This is a genomic window from Cellvibrio zantedeschiae (assembly GCF_014652535.1).
GTDB classification, from domain to species: Bacteria; Pseudomonadota; Gammaproteobacteria; order Pseudomonadales; family Cellvibrionaceae; genus Cellvibrio; species Cellvibrio zantedeschiae.
Window position 1 is genome coordinate 237,312 of the sequence record NZ_BMYZ01000002.1, and the last position, 13,915, is coordinate 251,226.

Annotated in this window: 13 protein-coding genes; 8 read left to right on the plus strand and 5 right to left on the minus strand. The window is 47.3% G+C overall.

All coding sequences use genetic code 11. The features are described from left to right. Positions 1-20: 20 nt before the first annotated feature. The gene (locus IE104_RS11805; protein ID WP_189418802.1) at positions 21-1,157 is read left to right on the plus strand and encodes a M48 family metallopeptidase; all 1,137 of its coding nucleotides are present in this window, start codon (positions 21-23) and stop codon (positions 1,155-1,157) included. Between the two features lie 12 nt (positions 1,158-1,169). Then, positions 1,170-1,757 carry a hypothetical protein gene (locus IE104_RS11810; RefSeq protein WP_189418804.1) on the plus strand — a complete coding sequence of 196 codons (588 nt, stop codon included), beginning with the start codon at positions 1,170-1,172 and terminating at the stop codon, positions 1,755-1,757. 260 nt (positions 1,758-2,017) lie between these two features. Here IE104_RS11810 and IE104_RS11815 read toward each other — a convergent pair whose 3' ends face one another. From IE104_RS11815 to IE104_RS11830, 4 genes are read right to left on the minus strand one after another with little or no spacing between them, the layout of a single operon-like run. After that, positions 2,018-3,574 carry a DHA2 family efflux MFS transporter permease subunit gene (locus tag IE104_RS11815; RefSeq protein ID WP_189418806.1) on the minus strand — a complete coding sequence of 519 codons (1,557 nt, stop codon included), beginning with the start codon at positions 3,572-3,574 and terminating at the stop codon, positions 2,018-2,020. Beyond that, positions 3,574-4,749 (minus strand): HlyD family secretion protein, encoded by a 1,176-nt coding sequence (locus tag IE104_RS11820; protein ID WP_189418808.1) that lies wholly within the window; start codon positions 4,747-4,749, stop codon positions 3,574-3,576. The genes IE104_RS11815 and IE104_RS11820 overlap by 1 nt, the downstream gene beginning before the upstream one ends. Next, entirely contained in the window at positions 4,742-6,214 is a 1,473-nt protein-coding gene (locus tag IE104_RS11825; protein WP_189418809.1) for an efflux transporter outer membrane subunit, read from the minus strand. Before IE104_RS11825 ends, IE104_RS11820 begins: the two co-directional genes overlap by 8 nt. Next, the gene (locus IE104_RS11830) at positions 6,211-6,693 is read right to left on the minus strand and encodes a MarR family winged helix-turn-helix transcriptional regulator (protein WP_189418810.1); all 483 of its coding nucleotides are present in this window, start codon (positions 6,691-6,693) and stop codon (positions 6,211-6,213) included. Before IE104_RS11830 ends, IE104_RS11825 begins: the two co-directional genes overlap by 4 nt. Positions 6,694-6,936: 243 nt before the next feature. Between IE104_RS11830 and IE104_RS11835 the strand changes: the two genes are divergently transcribed. The 6 genes from IE104_RS11835 (at position 6,937) to IE104_RS11860 (ending at position 13,083) form a co-directional block, all read left to right on the plus strand. Beyond that, the gene (locus IE104_RS11835) at positions 6,937-7,467 is read left to right on the plus strand and encodes an ester cyclase (RefSeq protein ID WP_189418812.1); all 531 of its coding nucleotides are present in this window, start codon (positions 6,937-6,939) and stop codon (positions 7,465-7,467) included. Between the two features lie 145 nt (positions 7,468-7,612). Further along, entirely contained in the window at positions 7,613-8,464 is an 852-nt protein-coding gene (gene panC / locus IE104_RS11840) for a pantoate--beta-alanine ligase (RefSeq protein ID WP_189418813.1), read from the plus strand. Between the two features lie 26 nt (positions 8,465-8,490). Next, entirely contained in the window at positions 8,491-8,688 is a 198-nt protein-coding gene (locus IE104_RS11845; RefSeq protein ID WP_189418815.1) for a hypothetical protein, read from the plus strand. Then, complete coding sequence (locus tag IE104_RS11850; RefSeq protein ID WP_189418816.1) at positions 8,685-8,945, plus strand: ParE family toxin-like protein; 261 nt, start codon at positions 8,685-8,687, stop codon at positions 8,943-8,945. The genes IE104_RS11845 and IE104_RS11850 overlap by 4 nt, the downstream gene beginning before the upstream one ends. 190 nt (positions 8,946-9,135) lie before the next feature. Beyond that, the gene (gene panD, locus IE104_RS11855) at positions 9,136-9,534 is read left to right on the plus strand and encodes an aspartate 1-decarboxylase (protein ID WP_189418818.1); all 399 of its coding nucleotides are present in this window, start codon (positions 9,136-9,138) and stop codon (positions 9,532-9,534) included. A gap of 174 nt (positions 9,535-9,708) precedes the next feature. Next, positions 9,709-13,083 (plus strand): ligand-binding sensor domain-containing diguanylate cyclase, encoded by a 3,375-nt coding sequence (locus tag IE104_RS11860; RefSeq protein ID WP_189418826.1) that lies wholly within the window; start codon positions 9,709-9,711, stop codon positions 13,081-13,083. Between the two features lie 22 nt (positions 13,084-13,105). On the opposite strand, the gene IE104_RS11865 is transcribed toward IE104_RS11860, so the two are convergent. Next, the gene (locus tag IE104_RS11865) at positions 13,106-13,897 is read right to left on the minus strand and encodes a TIGR03915 family putative DNA repair protein (protein WP_189418828.1); all 792 of its coding nucleotides are present in this window, start codon (positions 13,895-13,897) and stop codon (positions 13,106-13,108) included. Between the last annotated feature and the right edge of the window lie 18 nt (positions 13,898-13,915).

The window sequence follows — 13,915 nt, forward strand, 5'->3', positions numbered from 1 at the left end:
CTACTCATCAAGTGATCACTATGGACAGTAAATTAGTAGGAGTATTTTTACTTGCACTGGTAAGTGTTATGGCCAGTGCACAAGAATATACCGCAACTTTTAATCCGGGATATAAGCCTGAACTGTCGTCAGATGAAGGTGGTTTTTGGTATCAGGTTGATAAGCTTGAAGAATCGATCAAAGTATCACCTGATCGAATTACCGATCCGGCATTAAATAATTATGTCAAAAATGTGACCTGCAAATTAGCTGGTGAGTATTGTCCTTACATTCGGGTTTATATTTTGCGTAATCCACACTTCAATGCGGGTATGTATCCTAATGGGATGATGCACGTTTGGAGCGGCTTGTTATTACGTACTACCAGTGAAGCTGAGTTAGCTGCGGTTTTGTCGCACGAGATAGCGCATTTCCTTCGTAGCCATCAAATTACCCAATGGCGAAAATTACGTGCAAATGCATCGGCAGCTGTTTTTGCAGATATGTTTTTGACTATGGGATTGGCCACATTGGGCGTTGTTCAGGGAGCTATGTCGTTTAGCCGTACACAAGAAACTGAAGCTGATTTGTATGGCTTACAGTTGATGGTGAAAGCAGGGTATACGCCAGAGAAAGCATCTGAACTTTGGGAGTATGTCTACAACGAAACCAAGAATGATAAGAGCAAAGAAAAAGAGAGTGTCTTTTTCGCTTCTCACCCAAAAAGTGCTGATCGTATGACGATTCTGGCAAAAAAAGCACAAGAGCTTCGCGATACAGGTCGGCAATACGAAACTAAGCAAAGTGAGTACGTTGCCAATATTATTCCGTATTACTTTGATTTTATGAGTAACCATCTGGAGTTGCAGGATTTGGGGCGTACGCAAGTCATGCTTGAGCGACAATCAGCGGCTGGCTTTCCTTCGGCAGATATTGCTTTTTTTTATGGCGAATTAGCGAAATTGCAAACAGATAACGATGCAATTGCTATTGAGCAGTATAAAAAAAGTATTAGCTTTCCACTGCATCCAGCAGCGGCGTATCGCGAGTTGGGTTACTTGTTGACTAAAAGTAATTCTCCCGATGCAAAAAACTATTTAGAGCACTATCTTGCTGTTGCACCTAATGCAACAGACAAAGACATGGTGCAATACTATATTGAATCTGTTAATAAATAAGAGAAAATGATAATGAAAAGTTTTTTATGTTTTGGTAAAAGATTATTAGTGTTGGGTGTAATTGTAATGATGAGTAGCTGCGCTACTTATGTATTGAAACCTGCAGGTTCAAGTAAAGTTAAAAATCTCAGTTTTAATACCAGCGTTAACTGGAATCAAATTCCTTCCGGTTTTGGCCCTAATACAGAAGTATGGACTGTTGATGGTGCGCTCTTGAACAGGTTGATTTTTATTACGGGTGTTGAGTCTGGTAAAGGTATTTTTAATGACATGAACAAAGATACACCTATGCCGAAATTCAACCCTAAAGTTCTGCCTCATGAATTAAAGGCATTGATTGAAACCTCGTTAACAAATACGAGCGGTGGTAAATATCCAGTAAAAACAACCAACCTGAAACCATTAAAAATAAACGGTAAACAAGGTGCCGGTTTTGATTTGGAGTTTTATAATGCGGATGGATTGTTGAATCGCGGCAAAGTGGTTGCAGTGATTGATGCTGATAAATTGAATGCGGTTATTTTTACTGCTGCAGCTGTTTATCACTATGATAAATACACTCCTGAATTTGAGAATATTGTAAAAACAATTCAATTCTAATGATTGATTGGTAGTAGCAAAAAATGAGGAAAATAAAAAAGCCGCTAGTGATTAGCGGCTTTTTTATTGTAGCTGTCCCGTGCTGAAATGGTGTACACATAGGAGACCTATGCGAATTCAGCAGGGAGATGAAATCAGTTCCAACCTAGGTTTCTTCAATGTCCTTCGCCTGTTTGAGTTTCTTTTACAGAAAAAGAAATCAGATTTTTGGTCAAATAAAGGGCGCCTTAAAGGCGCCTTTCGGTCAAGTGCTTTTAAAGCTAGTCCGCTGCAACCGCTGCCGGTTTTCCTCCTTGCGGACGACGGGTAAACATTACCAGGCCCGCAATCCCCCAGCACAACCAGCCCGCAATCCAGAAGAAGTCCAAGGCGGACATCAAATGCGCCTGATTGCCTAACTCGCGCGTTAGCACCGCCAGCGATTGGGTGTGGTTGAGGCCAGCTGCGGCGAGTTGATCCATAGATTCGCGTACGTTGGAGTCATAGATACTACTCATCTCCGCCAAGCGCGTCTGGTGCAGTGCCGCGTGGTCATCCCAGAAGGTTGTGGTAATTGAGGTAGCGAAGCTTCCGGTAATAATTCGCAGGAAGTTCGACAACCCGGATGCCGCCGGGATCTGGTGCGGTGGAACGCCATCCAGGATGATGGATAGCAAGGCGATAAAGAAAATGGCCATAGCGACTCCTTGTACAAGTAAAGGCATGATGTAGGCACTGTAGCTGGCATCTGCCGTGTAGCCGGCGCGCATAAAGTAAGACACGCCGAACATGAAGAAGCTAAACAGTGCGAATAAACGGGTATCGAAGCGGTTCATGTATTTCGCCACAAAAGGCGAGATCAACACCGCAACTACCCCGCTGGGTGCGGCGATTAGCCCAGCCCAGGTGGCGTTGTAACCCAGCCAGGTTTGCATCCACAGCGGCTGCAACACGACTGCGCCAAAGAACACGCCGTAACCGAGGCACAACGCCAGAGTGCCGATACTGAAATTACGGTTTTTGAACAGTGATAAATCGATAATCGGGTGCTTCTGGCTGAACTCCCAAATCAGGAAAGTGATAAAACCAATCAGCGCAACCAAGCCCATAACGATAATAAATGTTGAGCTAAACCAGTCTGCATCTTTGCCCTTGTCGAGCATGATTTGCAGCGCGCCGACCCAAACAACAAGCAAGCCCAAGCCAATGCCATCAACTGGCAATTTACGGGTTGGAGTTTCCTTGTGTTTCATGCCTTGCCAGCAGACAAAGGCGCAGAACAATCCAACCGGAACGTTGATTAGGAAGATCCATTCCCAGGCGTAGTTATCAGAAATAAACCCACCCAAAATCGGCCCGCAAATGGGCGCGACCAAAGTGGTCATCGACCAAACAGCCAGTGCTGCGCCTTTCTTTTCCGGTGGGAAAAGTGCGAGCAGTAAGGCTTGCGAACCGGGAATCATGGGGCCAGAAACGGCGCCCTGTAATACGCGGAAGGCAATGAGCGAAGGCAAACTCCAGGCGATACCGCATAGGAACGAGGCCAAGGTGAACAGCAATACCGAAGCTACAAAAGTACGCACCACGCCGAAGCGTTGCATCAACCAGCCCGTCAGCGGAACCGAAATACCGTTAGCTACCGCGAAAGAGGTGATTACCCATGTACCTTGGTCGGGCGATACACCGAGGTTTCCCGCGATGGTGGGAATCGACACGTTGGCGATGGTCGTGTCCAGCACCTGCATAAAGGTGCCGAGCGCCAGCGCCGTGGCGACCAATCCCATCGGGAGCCCGACGCTAGGTGCGCCGGACGCGTTATTTGCCGCAGCCGTGCTCATTAGAGAACTCCGCTCGCAGTTTTGGGCTCACGGCTGTTGCGCTTGATGATGTCGGCAATTTTTGCATCGACTTTTGCGTCTTGTTCTGCGTTGGCTACCACTTGCTGCGGTGCACGAACCTGGCTGGCGACCAGTGAACCGTCGGTGTTGTGCATATCCACCTCAACGTGCATGGACAAACCAAGACGCAGCGGATTCTTCGCCAACTCTTGCGGATCGAGCGAGATACGCACAGGCACACGCTGCACAATCTTGATCCAGTTGCCCGAGGCATTTTGCGGTGGCAGTAAGGCAAACGCTGCGCCGCTACCGGCACCCAAACCGGCGATTTTGCCGTGATAGGTCACATCTTTGCCGTACATGTCAGAGTGCACTTCAACCGGTTGGCCAACGCGCATATGCTCCAGTTGAACCTCTTTAAAGTTGGCATCAACCCAGGCATTGTCGAGTGGAACAACAGCAAGCAAAGGTGTACCGGCGGCGATACGGCTGCCAATCTCCACATTGCGACGGGCAACGGCACCACTTACAGGGGCGACAATACGAGTGCGCTTTAACGCGAGCGACGCCTGGCGCAAATTAGCCACAGCAGCCAACACTTGGGGGTGATTGGCAACGGTGGTGTTTTCGACTTGGGCGTTATTGGTTTCCAATTCCTCTGTGCTAGTGGCAAGAGCTGCTTCCAACTGTGCAACCTGGTCTTTGGAATGTTGCAGTTCTTCGGCAGAAACACCGCCCTCCGCTGCTACCTTCAAGCGGCGTTGCAAATCCTCGCGCGCACTTTGCAGGGCGACCTTACGTGCGTTAATCACCGCATTCAGCCCGTTGGATTTTGAGAAAAGCCCACGCACAGTGCGCACCGCTCGCGCTAATTCCGCTTCGGCCGCAGCAACCGCAATTTGTGCATCCGCGGGGTCGAGCTCAATCAAGGCTTGGCCGCGTTGCACCTGCTGGGTGTTATCCACATGCACAGACATGACGGTACCTGAGACTTCGCTGGTAATTTGCACCATGTCCGACGCCACATAAGCATCGTCAGTCGCTTCAAAATAACGTGAATGTAAAAAGTAGTATGCGCTGTAGGCGATAGCGCTGATAGCAACTACGGCGCCGAGCACCAACAGGCGTTTGTTGCGTTTGCTGTTATCGGGGGATTCTGTAGCAGGATTATTCATGGGTAACTCCCTGGGCAAGAGCAGGATAAGAGGTTGGGTCGAAGCTGCCGCCGAAAGTCAGCAGAAGCGTGACGCGAGTAATGAGTAATTGGGTATTAAGCGATACCAGATCGCGGCGGCTGTTAAGCACCTGTGTCTCGGCATTGAGCACCACGAGCTGCGAACTCAAACCGGCTTGATAACGGCTTTGCGCCAGTTTGTAGGCAGCTTCGGTTGCCATGGAAGTTTGGTTGGCTTCGGCCAATTGTCGCTTGAGGGATTCCAAGCGGCTCAACTGGTCAGCCACATCGCGTACGGCTTTGAGCAGGGTTTCGTTGTAACTGGCTACAGCTTCGTCCAGTTCAGCGGTTGCGCCTATGTAGCCTGCCTTCAAGCGTTGTGAGTCAAACACCGGCAAGTGCAATGCGGGGCCTGCACCGTAAATGGCGCTACCGGAATCGCTCAACTTATCCAGTCCAACCGCTTGTACACCCACAAAGGCTTTGAGGTTGATGTCGGGATAAAACGCAGCTTTGGCAGCAGCGCGGCCAGCCGTGGCTGCTTCAACGCGCGCTTTGGCGGCCAAAATATCAGGGCGACGCGACAGCAAATCGAGTGTTAATTCATTAGGTAAGGGCAGGGTTGCATCGGGTGCGATTTGCGGGCGACCGATTTTGTCGTAAGCATCGGCACCGTGACCGGACAACGCCGCCAGGTTATGGATGGCGATATCGCGTTGGATTTCAGCTTGCAAACGTGCAGTGCGCGCTTGCGGTAAAGCAGCTTCAGCCACTTTCAATTCCAGCTGCGTATCCAAACCGGCATTCACACGGCTTTTGGTGATTTTCAGCATGGTTTCGCGCTGGCGTTCATTTTGTTGGGCGATATCTGCCAAGGCATAAGAGCGGAACAAATCCACATAGGATTGGGCCATAGCACCGGACAACATTAAACGCGCTGTAGCGCTATCCAGCTCTGCTGCCACCACTTTATTGCGCGCTTGTTTGAGCAGGTTTTCCTGTTCGCCCCAAAAATCCAAATCCCATGACATGCCCAAAGTTGTTTGCCCTAACCAGGCCTTATCGCCGCCGGACAAACCGAGGCCAAGCTCTTTGGGTGGGTAAATGTAGTTTTCAGACAGGCGTTGATAGGTTTCATCAGCATCAATCGCAAAGCCGGGGCGTAATTTTGCACCTGCGGCAATCGCCTGCGCCTGGGCACCGCGCACGCGGATTAGAGCTTCGCCAAGGCTTGGGCTGTTGACGAGCGCATCGTCAATCAGTTGATTCAGTTGGGCATCGCCAAATACCTTCCACCAACCTTCAGCTGCTCGGGGTGAATTGTTTTGGCTTAAACCAAGTTTGCTGGAATCTATTTGGGTGATGCGGGTGTCTTCTTTCGGGGGCGAAACGCAGGCAGACAAACCCAGCGTCATCCCTGCTGCCAGCCCCAAAGCGAGGCTAAGGCGAGTTAGCTTAAACATCATAATTCTTCCTCTTCTTCCTCTGATACGAGTACTTGTTCAAGGCAGGTTTTCAGTTTGCCCAGCAGGCGATTGAGTTCCGCAAATTCGTCGGCACTAAACGGTGCAAGGGCTTCGTTAAGATTGGTGATAAAAGGGGGGGTTAATTCCGCAAGCTTGGCGCGGCCAGCATCGGTAATACGCAACTTCACCACTCGACGATCCTGTTGGCTGCGTTCGCGCACCACGAATCCACGGCTTTCCATTTGGTCGAGCATGCGTGTAATCGCACCATTGTCATGGGACATGGTTCGGCACAAGTCACTTGCCGTCTCCGCAAAACCATCTTTGAGCTTTACCAGCGCAAGCCATTGGACAAAGGTAATGTCATGGTTTGCAAATACGCGGTCTGCGCATTCGTGCATAAGCATGTGGTTGGTCTTGAGTAAATAGCCAAGGCTATTTTTGGGGCTGAAGTTGTAGGGGTCGTAATGCTGCGCCATAGGATTGGTTGCCTTGCCAGAGTTTGCTTAACCAGATATTGCCAAGGCAGTATCTGCTTTGGCAATGTTTGCTTGGGCAGATATTATTCCTCGTACTAAAAGTCGTCAAGTTAATTTGTGATGATTTTTTAATCATGAGCGATTATCAAAATAAACAATAAAATGTTTCAACAATAAGCATGATTATCAAATTAGCTGAAGAAAATTAGGATGTGGATTCATTCTTAGATAGGAGTTACAGCTATGAAAACGCTGCGCATATTTCCCCAACTTATTGTAATTATTGGAGTTTTTACTGGGTATTCCCATGCTGCAGAGGTCGATGATCTTCCGCAGCCGAAGCATCTTGCCGTAGCCAATGCGCGAGCCTCTGAATCCTTTATTCTGGCTGCGCGCCGATATGCAGCCTTCTGGAATACAGGTGACGAGAAATTTGCGAACCTAGCCTTGGCCGATAACTTTGTAGACCGCACGCTCCCCGCTGGTCGACTTCAAGGCGTTAAAGGGCCGCTACAGGCATCAGCGGGATTTCGCTCTGCCGTACCTGATCTCACTGCGGAGATTGAAGATATGGTGGTGGCGGGCGACCGAGTGACCGTTCACTTACACTTCAGGGGCCACTTTACGGGCCATTTTGGTGAAGTTGCAGGCAAAGGGCAGCCGATTGATTTTCAGGCGTTTGATTTGTACCGCGTAAAAGATGGGCGAATCGTGGAAAACTGGCATTTGGAGGATAACCAAACGCTGTTTAAACAGCTTGGCGTTAATCCGTAAAGGGGCTTTTCGGGGAGCGTGTTGATTGATGTGGCCAAAACGAATTGCTGCGTTTAGGCTAAAATTTAATCAATTCAAATGTACTTGGGTTTCGCAACCGTGTATTATCCGCGCCCGTTTCGATGCTCCCTGAAAAGGCTTATAGATGCAGGTTTTCCATCATATCCAATCCCTACGCGATGCTTTGGCTCTGGAACGCAAAGCCGGTAAGCGCATAGGTTTTGTGCCCACCATGGGTAACTTGCACGATGCGCATATCGAATTGGTAAAAATCGCCCAGCGCAATTGTGATGTGGTGGTAACGAGTATTTTCGTGAACCCGTTGCAATTCGGCTTGAACGAAGATTGGGATAAATACCCGCGTACTTTGGCTGCGGATAGCGCCAAGTTGGAAGCAGCCAATTGCGATTATCTGTTCTGCCCCAATGATAAAGAAATCTACCCTAATGGCATGGCCGAGCAGACACGCGTAATAGTGCCGACCATGACCGATGTGCTCTGTGGCGCGAGCCGCCCCGGCCATTTTGAAGGTGTGACTACTGTGGTCACCAAGTTATTTAATATTGTCCAGCCCGATGAAGCTGTGTTTGGGATTAAAGACTTCCAACAACTAGCCGTTATTCGTCGCATGGTGGAAGACCTGTGCATCCCCATCAAAATTGTGGCAGGCGATATAGTGCGTGAAGCCGATGGCTTGGCCATGAGTTCGCGCAATGGTTTTATCACTGCCGATGAGCGCCCGCGTGTTGCGCAATTAAATCGCAGTTTGAATTGGATCAAGCAAGAAATTACCAATGGCCGCCGCGACTTTAGCGCCTTGGTGGAAACCGCCAAGGAACAAATACAGGCAGCGGGTTTCAAAGTGGACTACGTGAATATTTCCAACAGCCGCACCCTGGATATGGCGGCGCATGACGATAAGGAAATCACCATTCTGGGCGCCATGTATACACAGGGCGCGCGCTTGATAGATAATGTGTCACTCGTTTTAACCTAGTTTTTCGTTCCTATCGGAGATTGGCGATGCGTGTTGAAGATATTGAGCAAGGCATCCTTGGTTTGCAGCAAGATCAGTTACAGCAGTTTCGTGCCTGGTACGAAAAATTTGATGCTGAAAAATGGGATGAGCAAATCGAGCTGGACGTAAAAAGCGGAAAGTTAGATGTTATTGCGGAGTCTGCGTTAGCAGAATACAGGTCAGGGAAAGCGAGAAAGTTGTGATTCATTTTGCCAGTGAGTCTTTTTGGAGTGCGTATGACGCATTGCCAGTAACAGTGCAAAAGTTGGCGGACAAGCAATACGAAATATTAAAGGAAAACCCTCAGTATCCGTCATTACATTTGAAAAAGGTTGGACGCTATTGGTCGGTTCGGGTAGGTATTTATTACCGGGCACTGGCTATAGAGGTTGACGAGGGATTACTTTGGTTTTGGATTGGAAGTCATGCCGACTATGATCGGCTGATTTTAAAATCTTGATTTGCAATTCGGGGCGGGATAGGCGAGATCCCGAGTGTGCGCTGAGGCGGCACTCAAACCGGGGCGCAGACGAAGGTGTCTGCGATGGAAGTCGATGAAGGACTATGGTTGCAGCGCATCGCAACCTCCTTTTTTGTACTGGTAAACGGTACTGGTAGCAACTGAAATATTCGGCTTCTGGAGATTAAATATGTTAACTCACATGCTCAAAGCAAAATTACACATGGCCAAAGTGACCCAAGCGGAACTTTGGTATGACGGTTCCTGCGCGATTGATGCCGATTTGGTGAAGTTGGCGGGCATGCGCGAGTTCGAACAAATTGATATTTACAACGTGAGCAATGGCGAGCGTTTCCACACTTACATTATTCTTGCGGAAGCGGGTTCAGGTACATTCTCCATGAACGGTGCGGCAGCGCGTAAGGTATCTGTAGGCGACCGCGTGATTATCGCGACCTATGGTTACTTCAACGATGAAGAATTGGCTGCTCATAAACCTAAGCTTGTTTATCTGAATGAAGACAATACTGTTAACCGCACGTCAGACACTATCCCGACGCAAAACAAAGATACCCTGCCGTTAAAATAATCGTCTATGAACCCTAAAAAGCCGCATTTAAGCGGCTTTTTTTATGTCCATGAATTTTGTTGTTTGAACTTTTCGCTAATATCAAGGTTGGTTGCTAGACTCCAGTAACATGCTCACTTGTAAGCAAATAGTTTTGCCAATATGAGCTATGACTTCATTGAAATACGGCGGCGTATGAATAGATTTTTGGCCATGCTTGTTGTTTGTTGTGCGATTGGCGTGCGGCTGCTTTGTGCGGCGAAATCTTGTTTGCCCGTGTTATTTCTTGTTCTTGCGAGTGTGACAACACAGGCAGAGGACACCGGCTATCCCAAAACCATTAATTTTCGCAACATCATGCAAAACCAGGATATTGCGTTAGGTGAGGTGGAGGCCATAACGCAAGATCACGAGGGCTTCATATGGTTGGGCGGTCGCAATGCCTTGTTGCGCTATGATGGTTATGATTTTTTAAGGGTTAATGTCGCGAAAAGCCCTAGCGATTTAAGCCAAACTACTTCCGCTAATCAGGTGTTGGAGTTGCTGGAGGACAGCAAACAAAACCTCTGGGCCGCCACCCGTTCCGGTTTGTACAAATACGACCGCGCACATGAGGTCTTACTTCCCCTAACCAATGCTGATGGTTCGCCTCTATTACTCGAAACCATTTATGCCTTGGCAGAGAGTCCCGACGGCGAACTCCTTGTAGGTACAGGCAACGGATTCTGGATTTTAGATACCAAAACCCTGGCATCCAAACGCATGATTCACGAGCCGAACGATGCAAGCAGCTTGCCCAGCAATGGTATCGCCGATATTTTGGTCGGTCGTGATGGCATGGTGTGGCTCGGCATGGAAGAAGGCATGGTGCAAATCAATTGGCGTAGCAAGCAATTGCAATTGTTTGTTCCCAATCCCGCCAATGTAAAATCTACAACCGATAACAGTATTAGATCACTCGTGCAGGATCACAAAGGCAATATTTGGGCGGGAAGCGATCACGGTATTTATCGTCTCAACCCAGCCTCCGGCGCAATCAAACATTACGAAAATGACCCGGCAGATCCACACAGTTTGTCCAATAATATTGCGCGTCAACTCTACGTGGATAAACAAGGTTGGGTTTGGATTGGCGGCGACGGTGGCGGCATAAGTTTATACGACGAACCTAAGGATAATTTTATTCGTTTTACCCATCAGGATGGTCGCCCCGGGTATTTAAGCAGCAATTCTATTCGCAGCATTTTTGAAGATAATATAGGTGATTTTTGGGTGGGCACCTATCCATCGGGTGTCAATGTTTACGATCACTCCACGTCTGCAATTACCGTTTACAAAAAAGAGGCAAACTTGCAACAAGGTTTGCTCGACAATAACGTTGAAGCCATTGAAGAAGATAAAGACGGCAACCTGTGGTTAGGTGCAGGTGGTGTCACGCGGCTGAATCGCAAAGCTGGAACCTTTACCCATTATCAACACACCGATGACAAAGACTCGCGCGTTTCCACCAAATCTATTCTCAATGGTTTGATCGATTCTGATGGCGAAATTCGATTTGGTTCCTGGGCGCACGGAATCAATATTTATAACCCCAAGACTGATCGCTTTGACGAAGTTCAGGTGGATTCTACCCTCACCAAACGCGGTGAAAAATCCAGCATGCTTTTTAATGACCGTATGGTGTGGAGCGTGTATGAAGACAAACAAAAAAATATCTGGATCACCACACATTTTAATGGCATCACCAAGCTCGATAAAAAATCGGGGCTCTACACCTTTTACCCACCTGATATTAATAATCCTAAGGCTATATCTACGGCAGTCGCCTGGATTTCTTTCGAAGATTCCAAGGGGCGTTTTTGGGTAGGCACTGCGCGAGGTCTTAATTTGATGGACCGTGAGCGTGGTACTTTTAAAGTGTATTTACCCAATCCGGAAAATCCACGTAGTCTTGCAAATGAATCTGTATTGTCAATTCATGAGGACCATAAAGGACGCTTATGGTTTGGTACCGACGCAGGCCTGCATCTTTATCATCCCGATACTGATGACTTTACGCTTTACGATACTAAAAATGGATTTGTTAATCAGGGCATTCGCGCTATTACCGAAGATCAGCAAGGTAATTTATGGTTGGGCACTAACAACGGTGTTGTTATGTTTAACCCGGATAACAATACCGTTAGAAATTACACGCGTTACAACGGCGAATTAATTGGTGGTATTGCCACAGGTGCAGCGCTCACAACCAGTGCAGGTGAAATTGCATTTGGAACCAGAAATGGTCTGTTTATTTTTAACGCCAATAAATTATTAATTAACACAAAAATTCCGCCCGTTGTATTAACCGAATTTAGAATTTTTACGCAGAAAGTTCCCATCGTTGAGTCGGACAATAATGGAACGGAAAATATTCTCACCAAAACGATTAACCAAACTGAGGAAGTGATTTTAGATCATACTAAATCCATGATCTCGTTTAGTTTTGCCGCGTTAAATTATCGCGATCCCGAAAAAAACCAATACGCATATAAGCTTGAAGGGTTTGACGATAAATGGCGCGAAGTGGGTAACCAGCGCACCGCGTTATATACCAACTTGCCAGCAGGCAATTATCAGTTCCGCGTTAAGGCTAGTAACAATGACGGCATTTGGAATACCGAGGGTCACAGTGTTCAATTAACCATACTGCCGCCGCCTTGGAAGACTTGGTGGGCTTATTGTATTTATGTGTTGATTGGGATGAGTTTGCTCCTCTATTTTGTATACACGCAACACAAGCAAGTATTAATTGAACGTAAAACCAGCCGCGAGCTGGAATTAAAAGTTGCTGAGCGAACCGCCGAGTTGCAACGCAAAAATGGCGAGCTTGGTGAAGCCTACGCGCAGTTAGAAGCTATTAGTTTGTCAGATCCCTTAACAGGTTTAAGCAATCGTCGCTATTTACAAAAAATAATGCCGATGGATATTGCGAAGGTCCAGCGCGAGTACGACAACAAGCATTCCAAGGCTCCGCGCAAAACCCAATCACCAGATCTCACTTTCTTTATTTTGGATGTGGATTACTTTAAATCGGTGAACGATATTTATGGGCACTCAGCGGGCGATTTGCTGTTGATAGAACTGTCCGATCTCTTGATGAAAATTTGCCGTGAATCTGATTGCGTTGTACGTTGGGGTGGTGAAGAGTTTTTAATTGTCAGCCGCTTTGCCGACCGTGAAGAGGCGCCGCTCATGGCAGAACGTATTCGCAAAGCAATGGAGAAACACGACTTTGTGTTAGCTGATGGAAAAGTCTTGAAAAAAACCTGCTCTATTGGATTTGCCTGTTTTCCTTTCTTACCTAATCACCCCTTGGAACTGTCGTGGGAGCAAGTCATTGATATTGCTGACCATGCACTTTACGCCGCGAAAAAATCTGGCCGTAACCGCAGTGTTGGGCTTGCTGCTAATACGGATACTAATCATCACCACTTGCATCAACGCATTAGCAGTAATCTCAAAGAGATGATTGCCCACAAGGATATATCGGTAATAGCGACAGAGGGCGATGAGTTAGTTTGGGATTAATACGGAAAGTCGCAAAAATAATTTACGTTGCCACGTTCATGCGCTTTTCAATTTTCGGATGCTTTTCAATAAGATGTTTCCAGTAGCGTTTTGGCATATGCCGCAAATGCAAACGCAGGTTACTGCGTTCCTTGATGTTTACGCTGTGAAAATAAACGCCCCATAGTTTTTGAAAAGCTAATTCTTTATCATCCATTTTATGAGTAGATTGCTGGTCGCGGATATTAATGTTATGTGCATCTACAAATTGGCATTCCTGTAAATCATAAACCAATCCATAACTGCGTTTTTGATCCACAATCAACCAGCGCTGGTCGGCGTAGCGCCGTTCAAAGTGTTCGCCTATTAAAGGCAATACATTAAAGTCGGGTTCAATCTCTGCGTAAAATAATCCGTTTTCCAATTTTTGAAAGCGTACAAAGGCATGCATGCGATGAACTTCGCGGCTAATCATGCGATCAATTTGCGCGACTTCCAAAACGGTGGCATTGGCAAAGTTGCTTAATATAGTCACATCTTTGGCGGCCATAATAATTTTTACCATGTTATAAATCAGCATCTCCATGTGTGTCAGTTCGGATAAAAAAAGGCGATACAATAGTTGCGCGCCGCGTTCGCTGGAATAAAGATCAACTGCTTTTAATACGCGCTCAGCCTGGTCCAGGTCGGTTGCAATCAACACAGTTTCATCCAGCAAACTAAATTGCGTTAAACCCTCAATCGCAATAGCGGTGGGTGGAACTTTGGTTTGGAAAATAGCGAATATGCAACTCAACAAACCTTCAAAGCTTCCATCGTACGCATAAATTTTCACTGCTGTATTTTCCTGGAT

What these genes read in the sequence shown, in the direction of transcription:
- panC (WP_189418813.1), top strand. Translation starts at nt 7,613, where the DNA reads ATGCAGGTTTTCCATCATATCCAATCCCTACGCGATGCTTTGGCTCTG.
- IE104_RS11820 (WP_189418808.1), bottom strand. Translation starts at nt 4,749, where the DNA reads ATGAATAATCCTGCTACAGAATCCCCCGATAACAGCAAACGCAACAAA.
- IE104_RS11860 (WP_189418826.1), top strand. Translation starts at nt 9,709, where the DNA reads ATGAATAGATTTTTGGCCATGCTTGTTGTTTGTTGTGCGATTGGCGTG.
- IE104_RS11810 (WP_189418804.1), top strand. Translation starts at nt 1,170, where the DNA reads ATGAAAAGTTTTTTATGTTTTGGTAAAAGATTATTAGTGTTGGGTGTA.
- IE104_RS11845 (WP_189418815.1), top strand. Translation starts at nt 8,491, where the DNA reads ATGCGTGTTGAAGATATTGAGCAAGGCATCCTTGGTTTGCAGCAAGAT.
- IE104_RS11805 (WP_189418802.1), top strand. Translation starts at nt 21, where the DNA reads ATGGACAGTAAATTAGTAGGAGTATTTTTACTTGCACTGGTAAGTGTT.
- IE104_RS11815 (WP_189418806.1), bottom strand. Translation starts at nt 3,574, where the DNA reads ATGAGCACGGCTGCGGCAAATAACGCGTCCGGCGCACCTAGCGTCGGG.
- IE104_RS11830 (WP_189418810.1), bottom strand. Translation starts at nt 6,693, where the DNA reads ATGGCGCAGCATTACGACCCCTACAACTTCAGCCCCAAAAATAGCCTT.
- panD (WP_189418818.1), top strand. Translation starts at nt 9,136, where the DNA reads ATGTTAACTCACATGCTCAAAGCAAAATTACACATGGCCAAAGTGACC.
- IE104_RS11825 (WP_189418809.1), bottom strand. Translation starts at nt 6,214, where the DNA reads ATGATGTTTAAGCTAACTCGCCTTAGCCTCGCTTTGGGGCTGGCAGCA.
- IE104_RS11835 (WP_189418812.1), top strand. Translation starts at nt 6,937, where the DNA reads ATGAAAACGCTGCGCATATTTCCCCAACTTATTGTAATTATTGGAGTT.